Origin of the sequence: Mucilaginibacter sp. R-33, assembly GCF_049949235.1 — a bacterium.
Taxonomy (GTDB): Bacteria; Bacteroidota; Bacteroidia; order Sphingobacteriales; family Sphingobacteriaceae; genus Mucilaginibacter.
The window spans coordinates 3,631,843-3,645,245 of sequence record NZ_CP188089.1 but is presented as its reverse complement, the minus strand read 5'-3'; the positions used below and the strand labels follow the sequence as shown (position 1 = coordinate 3,645,245).

The 13,403-nt window shown below is 42.9% G+C and carries 5 protein-coding genes; all 5 read left to right on the top strand.

Features of this window, described 5'->3' with window-relative positions:
* Positions 1-51 precede the first annotated feature (51 nt).
* The 5 genes from ACP26M_RS15165 (at position 52) to ACP26M_RS15145 (ending at position 13,402) form a co-directional block, all read left to right on the top strand.
* The gene (locus ACP26M_RS15165; protein ID WP_176623035.1) at positions 52-3,234 is read left to right on the top strand and encodes a SusC/RagA family TonB-linked outer membrane protein; all 3,183 of its coding nucleotides are present in this window, start codon (positions 52-54) and stop codon (positions 3,232-3,234) included.
* Between the two features lie 5 nt (positions 3,235-3,239).
* The gene (locus ACP26M_RS15160) at positions 3,240-4,676 is read left to right on the top strand and encodes a SusD/RagB family nutrient-binding outer membrane lipoprotein (protein ID WP_426581097.1); all 1,437 of its coding nucleotides are present in this window, start codon (positions 3,240-3,242) and stop codon (positions 4,674-4,676) included.
* Positions 4,677-4,852: 176 nt separating this feature from the next.
* Positions 4,853-5,395 carry an isopentenyl-diphosphate Delta-isomerase gene (gene idi, locus ACP26M_RS15155; RefSeq protein ID WP_254780176.1) on the top strand — a complete coding sequence of 181 codons (543 nt, stop codon included), beginning with the start codon at positions 4,853-4,855 and terminating at the stop codon, positions 5,393-5,395.
* A 173-nt stretch (positions 5,396-5,568) separates the two neighbouring features.
* Positions 5,569-9,756, top strand: a complete 4,188-nt coding sequence (locus ACP26M_RS15150; protein WP_426581094.1) for a hybrid sensor histidine kinase/response regulator transcription factor — start codon at positions 5,569-5,571, stop codon at positions 9,754-9,756.
* Between the two features lie 463 nt (positions 9,757-10,219).
* Positions 10,220-13,402 carry a SusC/RagA family TonB-linked outer membrane protein gene (locus tag ACP26M_RS15145; protein ID WP_426581092.1) on the top strand — a complete coding sequence of 1,061 codons (3,183 nt, stop codon included), beginning with the start codon at positions 10,220-10,222 and terminating at the stop codon, positions 13,400-13,402.
* Position 13,403: the final 1 nt, after the last annotated feature.

The window sequence follows — 13,403 nt, the reverse complement described above, 5'->3', positions numbered from 1 at the left end:
GTCTTTTGTACCGGTAAAGGCATCAAAAATTAATCTCAATTATTAATTATCATGTTAAAAATTTACAAGCTATTACTGGCAATTATATTGCCTTTTATTCTCGTCCAGACGGTTGCGGGGCAATCCGTTAAAATAAGCGGGGAGGTAACCGCCAAATCCGATGGGTTGCCGTTGCCGGGTGTCAGCGTATCTGTTAAAGGTAAAACCACGGGCGCACAAACCAATGTTGATGGTAAGTTTATCATCAACGCCAATGTTAATGATGTGCTTAGGGTTAGCTACATTGGCTTTACAACCCAGGAGATCCCGATTACGCAAGGAATAACTACCTTAAACGTGGTTTTGGTTGAAGCACCAAATTCTCTGAATGAGGTAGTGATAACGGCCCTCAATATCTCAAAGGATAAAAAATCGCTGGGATATGCGGTACAAGGGCTTAAATCGAAAGATATTTCTGAGGCAAAGGAAACCAACTTTGTAAACGCGCTGGCCGGTAAAATTGCCGGTGTGCAGGTTACCAACAGCCAGGGCGATATGGGTTCATCACGTATCGTTATCCGTGGTGAAACTTCTATCACTAAAGATAATCAGCCTTTGTTTGTAGTTGACGGGGTTATTGTTGATAATACCCAGTTTTTAGGATCTGGTGGTTCAAGGGATTTCGCTAATGCCCTCTCTGATCTCAATTCTGAAGACATAGAGTCGCTAAGCGTGTTAAAAGGCCCGAATGCTGCAGCCTTATACGGTTCACGCGCGGCAGCAGGCGTTATCCTTATTCGTACCAAAACAGGTAAAGGAGCAAAAGGGCTTGGGGTTACCATTAACTCTAATACCAGCTTTTCAAATGTGCAGGTATTACCCAAATATCAAAATGAATACGGCCAGGGTTCAAATGGTAAATTCAGTTATGTTGACGGTAAGGGCGGTGGCGTTAACGATGGTGTTGACGAAAGCTGGGGGCCTGCATTGGATGGCTCATTGATCCCGCAGTTTTATTCCAATGGACAGGCTGTGCCATTTATCGCCCATCCCGATAACGTAAAAGACTTTTTTAGGACTGGCGTGACGCTTAATAATGGTATAGCATTAGCGGGCAGTAACGAAAAGAGTGATTTCCGGGTATCTTACAATAACCTGCATCAAACCGGTATTGTCCCAAATACATCGCAAGGACGTAACTCATTCGCTTTAAATTCAAGCTACCGTTTCAATCCTAAATTAACAGTAAATACCACTGTTAATTATATTAAAGATGATGCTGATAACCTGCCGGGCGCTTATGGAAAACGCGCAACCAGTACCATGCTGCAGTTTACCTGGTTTGGGCGCCAGGTTGATATCAACAAGCTTAAAAACTACAAGGATGCCAATGGAAACACTTTTAACTGGAATAACAGTTACTATAGCAACCCATACTGGCTGGCTTATGAAAACACGGTTGGTCAGCACAAAAATCACCTGATCGGAAGCGTTGAATTGAATTATAAGATCATCGATGGCCTATCGGCAAACTTCCGTACCGGTACCGATTATTATAATGACCGCCGTAAAATCAAGGTTGCTTATGGCACTAATGGAACACCGTTTGGCTCATATGAGGAAGATGCTTACAGCGTAAATGAAAATAATACGGAAGGCAGGTTGCAGTATACCAAAAAACTAAACAATGATTTTTCGCTTGATGCATTTGTTGGTGGTAATATCTCGGTAAAAACACTCGAACAAAATGATCAGTTAGCACCTAAACTTGCAATTCCGGGACTATATAACATGGGTAATTCGCGTGATCCACTGGTTTCAACAAACTTTTATTCTAAACTTAAAACTAACAGTGTGTTCGGATCGGCACAGGTTGGGTTCAGGAATTATGCCTTCGTTAACGTAACGGCACGTAATGATTGGTCTTCATCATTGCCAATTGATAACATGTCATACTTTTATCCCTCAGTAAACGGAAGCTTAATACTATCCGAAGCGCTGGGCATTAAAAGCGATGTGCTTACCTATGCTAAATTAAGAGGTGGCTGGTCTAAAGTGGGTAAGGCTACCGATCCTTACCAGTTAAGGAATGTATTTGCCTCATCAATCCTTTTCAATGCTAATCCACAGCAAAGTTTACCGGCTACAGATGCCAATAACACACTGAAACCAGAAAGTACAACATCGGCAGAGGCTGGCTTTGAATTAGGCTTTTTTCAGGACAGGTTACATCTGGATGTAAGTGCATACAATACCAATAGTACCAATCAGATACTTGCGGTTCAGGTTAGTTCGGCCACGGGTTTTGGTCAAAAAATCATCAATGGGGGGCGCCTTAATAATAAAGGTCTTGAGATACAATTGGGGATAACGCCAATTAAATCAAAGGAGTTTACCTGGGATATCACTACTAACTATTCGTTAAACCGCAGTAAGGTTGCTTCGCTTGATGCCGAAGGCCGTTTGCAAAGTCTGCCAATTGGGTCTGACCGAACTGTACAGGTAACCGCGGCACTTGGCCAACCTTATGGCGCACTTTATGGTACAGCTTATACGCGTAACGCTTCCGGGCAAATCGTTATCGATGCTAACGGTACACCTGTATTCAACACAACCAAACGTTACCTTGGCAAATTCACTCCAAATTGGTTAGGAAGCATCAATAACAGCTTTACCTACAAAGGCATTAACCTGAGTTTCCTGGTTGACGCGCGTTTCGGTGGATCCATCTACTCAAACACCAACCGTACTGGTACCTATACCGGCGTACTGGCCTCTACCTTACCGGGGCGCGGTGCTGCTAATGGTGGTTTAAGCTATTACTATCCGGATAATAAAACAACAAATCCGGCGGTGCAGGTAACCGGCGCAGCTCCGGCGGGTGTAACCGTTTATAATGATGGGATGATTTTTAAAGGGGTTAAGGCCGATGGTTCTCCGAATACCACCATTATCCCCGCGCAATCATACTACAAAGGCTTTACCAATATTGACGAAGCATTTGTTTATGATGCCTCATATATCAAGCTTCGTGAAGTAAAGCTGGGATACTCTTTACCGGCTAAATGGGTGAATAAAATAGGTTTTCAGGGCGCTACATTTTCGGTAGTTGGCCGTAACCTTTGGATCATTCATAAAAACGCGCCGAACATCGATCCGGAGACAGCCTTTAACGCAGGCAATGGCCAGGGCCTGGAAGATCTCACTCTGCCAACCGTACGTAACATCGGTTTTAACGTAAACCTTAAATTTTAAACATCATGAAACTTAAATATATCAGCATATTATCCGGCGTGGTCTTATTATCGATAACATCATGCAAAAAGGAACTTGCCAGGATCAATCAAAACCCTAACGGCTCACAAACAGCACAGCCCAACTACCTGTTGACTGCTGCCACCAAAGCCACTTCTGATACTTATTGGGGAGTTGCCAATAACATGGATGCCAGCTTACTTTTTGTTCAATACTGGTCTAAAATTCAGTATACTGACCCAGACCGGTATATTTATGCCAGTACCGCCTTTGAAGAACTCTGGAGTACGGGCTATTCAAAAAGCATTGTAAATCTCAATGAGATCATTAAAATTGGCGATGCTCAGGGTAATACTAACTATAAAGGTGTCGCACTGGTGCTACGTTCGTGGACATTCAGTTTATTAACAGAGGCTTATGGGAATATTCCTTACAAGCAGGCCACCAATATCGATCAGTATCTTACCCCGGCTTATGATACTCAGAAGGACGTTTATTTTGCTTTGCTGGATGACTTGAAAGCAGCTCAAACAGCGCTCGATCCTTCGGGCAAAGCCATAGCGGGCGATGTGATCTACAGCAATAATATTGCTTCTTGGAAAAAATTTGCCAATTCCTTAAGGTTTCGTATCGCCTTGCGTATTGCCGACAGAGAGCCGGCAAAAGCTAAGCAAGTATTGGACGATATCAAGGCCGAAGGCGGTTCATACATCAGTTCGAATGCTGAAATAGCACAATTCACTTATGTCGACTCGCCTAACCAAAATCCCGTGAGCAACCTATTTGATACGCGCGATGATTACCGTATCAGCAAAACAATAGTTGATAAGCTGTTTGCACTTAATGATCCACGCTTATCTATATATGCCGCTAAAACACAGGACCCAACACCGCAAAACTATGTTGGTCTGCCAAATGGCTTGTTAGTTGGCGATGCAAGCAACTACGGTTTTACCAAAACCTCAAAACCAGGTACGTACTTCAGGGCTCCACATGCCCCCGCTGTAATACTAAGCTATGCCGAGAGCTTGTTTGATAGGGCAGAGGCTGCTGCACGTGGTTTTACCACCGAAGATGCTGCCTCGCTATACGGTCAGGCCGTTACCGCTGCATTGGCGCAATACGGTATTGCTTCGGCGGATATTACTACCTATTTGGCGCAGCCGGCAGTTAAATATGATGCCTTTAACTATAAAAAATCAATAGGCGAGCAAAAATGGTTAGCCCTGTTTGGGCAGGGATTGGAAGGCTGGACCGAATGGCGCAGGCTTGATTATCCTCAACTGCAACCCGCCGTTGCAGGTACCCTGAATGGTAAAATACCTGTAAGGTTTATTTATCCGGGAACCGAACAATCGCTCAACAAAACTAATTACCAATCGGCGGTGGCAGCACAGGGAGCTGATGCGCTTACTACCAAGCTTTGGTTTGATGTAAACTAAACAAGTGTCACTTCGTAAAATAAAACGGGTTTATCCAAAAGGAAATCCGTTTTTTTATTGAAAATAAAGCTGAAATTTGCGACATGGCTTTGGCCCTGTTTTTAAGATTAACAAAAAAACAAGAAATTCCGGAGATCAGCGTTTCTCATCAGGAAGGTAACAACAAATTATAGCGAGTGAAGATAGAAGAAACCGTGATTTTGGTTGATCGCGATGATCAGGAAATTGGCACTATGGAAAAAATGGAGGCGCATCTTCAGGGGAGCCTGCACCGTGCCTTTTCAGTTTTTATTTTTAATAAAAAAGGAGAGCTGCTATTACAGCAACGCGCCGAAGGCAAATACCACTCGGGTGGTAAATGGACAAACACCTGCTGCAGCCATCCAAGGCCCGGCGAACTCACATTTACAGCAGCCCATCGCAGGCTAAAGGAGGAGATGGGAATGGCCGCCGAACTTAACTTTGTATTTTCTTTTGTTTACTGTGCAGCTATCCAGGACGACCTGGTTGAAAATGAATACGATCATGTGTTTTTTGGCATCACTGATGCTTTGCCGATCCCTGACCATGACGAGGTCTCCTCATTTAAATACATAACGATGGCCCGGCTGGCAGTCGACCTGAAAGAAAACCCGGGCGATTATACAAGGTGGCTCGCCATATGTTTCGACGAGGTAATGGATCATTATCAGCAATTACAGATCGCTGATGGGCTGTGATCGTCGTCGTAAATAACGCCGGACTGATAATTTGCTATGTAGCCCGAATAAGCAAATCTTCCCTTATTGTAACGGGTATTTTACATTTTTGTAATATTATTGTTTACTTTACAATTAATTAGGTAGCTTTAATCTTCCAATTATTTGTGTAATTCACAGCCTGCAACGTGTTAATGAAAAAGGGATCCTTTGTCTGTTTTGTTCTTTTTTTGATCATTTCTTCGGCCCATGCGCAGTCGCCCATCAAAAATAAGATCCTCAACTATTCTTTAAAAAATGGTCTTTCTTTTGGTATTGTAAATAGCATTACACAGGATGATAAGGGTTTTATGTGGTTTGCCACCAATGATGGGCTCAATCGTTTTGACGGTACAACTTTTAAGATTTTTAAATCGCGCCTGGGCGATTCAACTGCACTGGCCAGTAACTATGTACAAAAGGTTTTGTGCGATGTTCATGGCAGTATCTGGGTATCGTCAAGAAACGGCCTCAGCAAATTTGATAGCCGTACAGAAAAGTTTATCCATTATAAATTCACTTCTAACAGGGCCGTCAAAAACGATATCAGTAATATCATCCAAAGCCATGATGGTAATTTATGGATCACATCTTATGGGCAGGGCTTTTCTTATTTTGATACCAAATCGGCAAAGGTTATTAACTATACTCAGGTCAATTTATCCCGGCTGTCAAGTAACAGGGTGCTCTGTTTGTACGAAGATTCAAGAGGGCTGGTATGGGTGGGTACACAGGAAGGCAGCATCAATGTTTTTAGTCATAAGGATGGTGTAATAGCCAACCTTGCGGGCATAGGTCCTCCAATAGCCAACCTGCCGAGTACCCGCATCAATGACATTTTTGAAGATCATTTTCACAACATGTGGATAGCAACCGGAAGCGGGCTCGGCTACTACAACAGGCAATCAAATAAATTTACCTTGCTGCAAACCGGCCAGCAGGGTATTAAAAGTAAACGATACATATCAGTTATTGAGGATAGTGATAAACAATTGCTTGTAGGCCTGCAGGATGGCGGTTTGTTTAAAGTTAACATTGGCACAAGTCCCAACTACAACATTAATAACTTTTTTCTTCAGCCGGTAACCGGCGATGACGGATATTACCTTACACAGCGTTCTGTTCAAACGCTTTATATAGATAAGGATAAAAATGTTTGGGTAGGCACCTATGGTGATGGTATCTACATGGTGAGCAGCATCAAGGAAAAATTTTCAAAGATTGCTAAAAAGCGATATGGCGCCAGCGGCGAAAGCTTGGTTAGGTTTTATGGCCTGTGCCAGGATAGCGACGGCTTTTTATGGCTGGGCACTGATGGCGAGGGGATTTACAAAACCAGCCATAACGGCACCCTGATAAAGCAATACAAAGCAGATGGGCAACCCGGCAGTATTACTGATAATGCCATTTTATTCGGCTATACCGATCAGGATGGTGATTTATGGTTTGGTACTTATGCAAAGGGGCTTTTGCAATATAACAAGAAAACGGATTCGTTTGTCAACTACGTACACAGCCAGGCAAATAACAAAAGCCTGGGGGGTAACGACGTACGGGTTATCTACCAGGACAAGCATAAAAATTTATGGATTGGCACCAATGGCGGCGGCTTGTGCCTGTTTAATGCCGTTACAAAGTCTTTCACCAACTATACACCAGCCAATAGCGGCCTTACTTCATACGATGTAAGATCAATTGCCGAAGACGGTAATGGTAATTTATGGGTTGGTACTTATGGCGGGGGACTTGATTTTTATAACGCCGGACAAAAGAAATTCAGCAGGTATTTTAAACCTGTTGATGAAAAAAACAATTTACCCGGCCAGGTGATATTTTCACTTCATCCCGACAAACAACACAGGTTATGGATAGGAACCGAGGGCGATGGATTAATTTCATACGATCTTCAAAACCGGGTTTTTAAAAAATTTAATGAAACTAATGGTCTGGCTAATAATACAGTATCGGCCATTAAGGAATCATCCGATGGTTCATTGTGGCTAAGTACCAATAAAGGCTTATCAAACCTTGATGTACGGAATAATAAGATCTTAAATTATGATCAGTCGGATGGGTTACAGGCCGGGCAGTTTAACGCAGGGTCAGTTTTGTTTGATTCTGCTAATGGATTGATGTATTTTGGGGGAACAGAAGGGCTTAACTTTTTTGACCCTGAAAAAGTAAATCAAAGCGACTATAAACCAAAAGTTATTATAACGGGATTACAAATTTTTGGTAAGCAGGTTGAGGTTGGTGAACTTGATAAGGACCACACCGTATTGCCCGAAGCCATTAACCAGGCAAGGCAGATCACATTACAGCCCGATCAGTCGGTATTTTCTATCCAGTATGCCTCGTTAAATTATACCTATCCGGATAAAGGTGAGTTTGCTTATAAACTGGATGGCCTTGATAAAACCTGGAACTATGTTGGCGATCAGCGGCTGGCGACTTACCGTTACCTTGAACCCGGAGAATATACGTTCAGGGTAAAAGCATCCAACCAGGATGGCTTGTGGTTTGATAATTATGCCACATTACAGGTTAAGATCCTGCCGCCCTGGTATAAAACCTGGTGGGCTTATTTAATTTATATAGCAGCAGCAGGGGTTGTAACTTATTACTATATACTTTACAGAACCCGCCAAACAAGGCTTAAATATGAGGTTAAAGTAGCCCAGCTTTCGGCCGAAAAAGATAAAGAGCTTAATGAACGTAAACTTTCGTTTTTTACCAATATCTCACATGAGTTCCGCACGCCGCTAACGCTCATCATCAACCCGGTAAAGGATATGTTGTTCGGGAAGGGCGAGGCTACTGATGATGCCGGTAATTTGCATATCATTTATCGCAACGCACGGCGTCTTTTGAGTTTGGTTGACCAGCTTTTACTGTTCAGAAAAGCCGAAAGCGATACCGATAAGCTTAAAATAGTAAGGCTCAATATCGTATCGCTTTGTCATGAGGTGTTTTTATGTTTTAATCACCAGGCACGTACCAAGCATATTCAGTTTGATTTTGTAAGTCAAAGGGATGCGATAGAGATTTATGCCGACAGGGAAAAAATGGAAATAGCCCTGTTTAACCTCATCTCGAATGCGTTGAAGTTTACACCGGAGTATGGCATAGTAACTTGTACAATAGCCGAGTTTAACGATAAAATTACCATCGAGATAAAGGATAGCGGCTGTGGAATAGCCGAGGGTACCGGCGATCAGTTATTCGGTAAGTTTTACCAGTTGCAAAATTCGGCGCCAATGGCAGGCGGGTTTGGCATTGGGCTATACCTGGTTAAAGCGTTTATTGAAAACCATAAAGGCAGCATCGGTTATACCAGCCAGCAGGGGCAGGGCACGGTGTTTCATGTATCGTTGTTAAAAGGCAGGGAGCATTTTGGGCAGCAGTTTGTGTTTGAAGACGTTGCCGAAACTTCGGTGTTCCTGGATGAGCTAATGGAGAATAAGGGTGAATTAGCCGCCGTTGAGGCTGAAAACGCCGTCGCAGCCAAAAATTCTGAGGCTTTAAGCTCCGATACCAAAACCATGCTGCTGATTGATGACAACCAACAGATCCGTACTTACCTTAAACAAATTTTTACAGGCGAATTTGAGGTTTTTGAAGCCGATAATGGTACAGATGGGCTTGAACTTGTTTATCACCTGGTACCTGATATTGTGATAAGCGATGTAATGATGCAGGGGTTAAGCGGTATTGAGGTGTGCAGCCGTATTAAGGAAGACCCTGTACTGAACCACATCCCCGTTATATTACTTACCGCCAGTTCCTCGCCCGAAATAAAACTGAAAGGTATTGAGGGAGGGGCCGACGACTACATCAGTAAGCCGTTTGAAAAAGAGATCCTGGTGGCCCGCGTAAACGGCATCCTGAAAAGCAGGAACAACCTGCAAAAGTATTTTTATAACGAGATAACGCTTAACAAATCAAATGATCTCAAGATTTCGCAGGAGTACAAGGAATTTTTAGAAAAATGTTTGCAGATAGTTGAGCAGCATTTAACCGATCCTGATTTCAGCATCAAAACGCTTGCTGCCGAAATAGGCATGAGCCACTCCAATTTGTATAAACGGATCAAATCTATTTCGGGTCAATCGGCAAACAGTTTTATCCGTTTTATCCGCTTGCGTAAGGCTGCCGAAATATTGCTTACAACCGATAGCACAGTTTACGAAACGGCCTACAAAGTGGGCTTAAATGATTTGAAATATTTCAGGGAACAGTTTAATAAGTTGTTCGGGATAAACCCTTCTGATTATATCAAGAAATATCGTAAGCCATTTCACAACAATTACAACGTGAACCGGGATGTGATTAAAGAGAATTAATCTTGTTTATCGGTTGGTTGATTCACCTGGTTCGTGCTTCGTCGGACCAACTTCCCTTCGCCTTCAGTTTCATAGCAAAGAGCTAAGAGTGGTTTTTGTGGCCCTTCTTTACAAAGTAACGACAAGCGCAGCAATGTTTGGGGGCTAAATACTACAACTTATTTTTGTCCCCCTGCCAGTATTGATTTACCCCCTCTCTAAAAAGTGCCCAAAATGTTGTTTTTAAGCGCTTTTTTATGAAATACCCCCTGTCTTATTCAGAATTTACCCCTCACTCATTTTTGCTTTAAAACGCAATTTAGCCCTACCAATAACCAAGGTTTAAACCAAACTTTTGTACTGTGTATAAATAATAAGGTCAAAATGGGACGGTAGTTTATCGATGCCGAATCCACTTCCTTGTTTTTATGCGCCTCGCTTTGCAAGGTTTAAGCCGATTAAAAAACCAATTTTTTAAAACCATATGAAACCAAATTTACTCGAAAAGGATTCTCCCCATCGGAAAAGATCACCCCGCTTTTTCGTAGTTGCGGCCAGCATGGCCGTTGCTTGTTTCGCTACAGTCCAAATGCCGGTAATGGCTTTTGCGGGTACCATTAATGAGCAGCGCTTACCTGATGCCAGAATTAGCGGTAAAGTAACCGACGAAAAAGGTGAAACATTACCAGGTGTAAGTGTATCCTTAAAAGGGACTTCAACCGGCGTGGTGACCGATATTAAAGGTAACTTTAGCCTTAATGTTCCAAACGCTTCATCGGGCACACTGGTGTTTAGCTACATTGGCTACACATCTCAGGAGGTTGTTCTTAACGGACAAACTACAATCAATGTACAATTAACAGCCGACTCAAAATCATTGAATGAGGTGGTAGTTGTAGGTTACGGTACTCAGAAAAAGGCAACCTTAACAGGTTCCATTTCGCAGGTAAAAGGTGCCGAACTGGTAAAAAGCCCTCAACCTAACTTATCTAACTCAATCGCCGGTCGTTTCTCGGGCGTTATTGTTAATAATCGCAGCGGTGAGCCTGGTTATGACGGTTCAAATATTACCGTACGTGGTTTGGCAACAACCGGTAGCAACAACGTACTTATCGTAGTTGACGGTATCCCGGGCCAAATAGGTGGTTTGGAAAGGCTTGATCCGAACGATATCGAAAGCATGTCGGTATTGAAGGATGCGTCGGCTGCTATTTACGGTAACCGTGCTGCAAACGGTGTTATCCTCATCACCACCAAGCGTGGTAAAAGCGGTAAGCCGACCATCAATTACAGCTTCAACCAGGGCTTTGCTTCACCAACCCGTTTGCCAAAAATGGCTGATGCAGCAACTTATGCCCAGATCATGAACGAGATTAACCTCGATTCAAATCCGAACGGTGGCCCGAACCAGTCTTACACTGCCGATCAGATCCAGAAATTCAAGGACGGATCAGACCCGTTAAACTATCCAAATACTGATTGGGAAAAGCAAACGCTTAAAGGTTCGGCATTGCAAAACCAACATAGTCTTTCGGTTTCTGGCGGCGGCGAGGATGTAAAATACTTTGTATCATTAGGTACACTTTACCAGGATGGTATTTACAAAAGCGGTGTTACCAAGTATCACCAATATAATTTCCGCTCAAACATTGACGCAAATGTTACCAAGCGCTTAAAGGTAGGTTTATCATTATCTGGCCGCCAGGAAGACAGGCAGTTCCCGGTAACAGGTGCCGGTGATCTTTTCCGTTCTGTGTACAGGGCTAAACCTATTGTAGCAGCATATTATCCTAACGGGTTGCCAACAACAGGTATCGAAAATAATAACCCTGCAGTGCAGGTAACCGATATTGGTGGTATCAACAATAATCCAACACAGGTTTTCAATGGCATTTTGAGAGGCAGCTACTCCATTCCGGGTATCGAAGGCCTTTCATTAGATGGTTTCTTTTCAGTAGATAAGTCTAATGCTTTTGATAAAAACTTCAGTAAGCCGTATAATCTTTACAGTTATAACTCAACTACAAAAGTATATACTCCGGTAGTTGTCGGTGGTAATAACAGCAAGCCAACATTGTTCGAATCGCAAAATAATCAATCTCTTATTACCTCAAATATAAAGTTGAATTATGTGAGGAAATTTGGTTTGCATGATATCAATGCCTTTGTTGGTTATGAGCAAAGTAAAAATCACCTTGAGTATTTTGATGCTACGCGTTATAATTATCTTTCATCACAACTGCCCGAACTTTCACAAGGTGGTAGCGCAGCTACTGATTACCTTAACTCGGGCTACAGTTCAAACTACAACCGTCGCAGTGTGATCAGCCGTTTAGCTTATGCTTATGACGAAAAATATTTGTTTGAAGGCCAGTTACGTGCAGATGGTAGCTCGATATTTCCATCAGGAAAACAATGGGGCTACTTCCCGTCAGCTTCAGTTGGATGGAGAATTTCGAAAGAAAACTTTTTCAAAAACAGCGTTACCTTTATCGATGATTTGAAACTGAGGGCCTCTTACGGTTCGCTGGGTAATGATAACGTGAACGGCTTCCAGTATTTTGATAACTATGTGCTCGTTAATAATGGCTTTGTAGCCAGTGCTCCGGGCAGCGGCTCAAATACTATTCAGCCAAACGTAAACCTGGTAAAGCTTGCAAATCCTAACATTACCTGGGAAGTTGCAAAGAAACTGGATATCGGTATCAACGCTACGTTTTTACATAACTTCACAATTGAAGCTATCTATTTCCAGCAAAAAAGGTCTGATATCCTTGCTGCCAGGAATGCATCATTGCCAGGTACATCAGGTATCGTAAACCCTTACGGTTCCGACCCATTAGTGCCATCTGAAAACATTGGTAAAGTAAACAGCAACGGTTTTGAAGCTACGTTGGGCTATAACCATACCGGCCATGAATTTAGCTGGGGTGTGAGCGGTAATATTACCTACGCTAAAAGTAAGATCATTTTTATTGACGAAGCCAGCGGTACTTTAAGTTATCAGCGCCAAACTGGTCGGCCATTGGGTACTTCACTGCTTTATGATGCCATTGGTATCTTCCGTACCCAGGCAGATATTGATGCTTATCCGCATGTAACCGGAGCCAAAGTAGGTGATCTGAAATATCTGGATTACAACAACGACGGCAAAATCACTGCTGATGACCAAACCCGTACCAAATACGGTAATATTCCGCAAATCACCTATGGCTTTAGCCTTAACGCAGCATACAAAGGGTTTGACCTTGCAGTATTGTTTGCAGGCCAGGCACAGGTTAGCCAGTATGTTTTGCCTGAGGCAGGTAGCATAGGTAACTTCTACAGCAGCTGGGCCGATAACAGGTTTAGTGCTACGAACACTAACGGAACCTATCCGCGTGTAACCGACCGTGCATCAAACGCCATCAGTGGGGGGTTATATAACAATACCTTCTGGCTTAATGATGCCTCGTTCCTGAGGTTAAAGAATGTGCAGTTAGGCTACAATTTCAACGCACCTTTCCTGTCGAAACTTAAAATTGGAGGTTTAAGGGTCTATGCAAGTGCATTTAACCTGTTTACCATTACCAAAGTGAAGGATTATGATCCCGAAGGAACCAGTGGCAGCGGACAATTTTATCCGCAGCAGAGAATTTTGAACTTAGGTGTTAACGTGAAATTTTAAT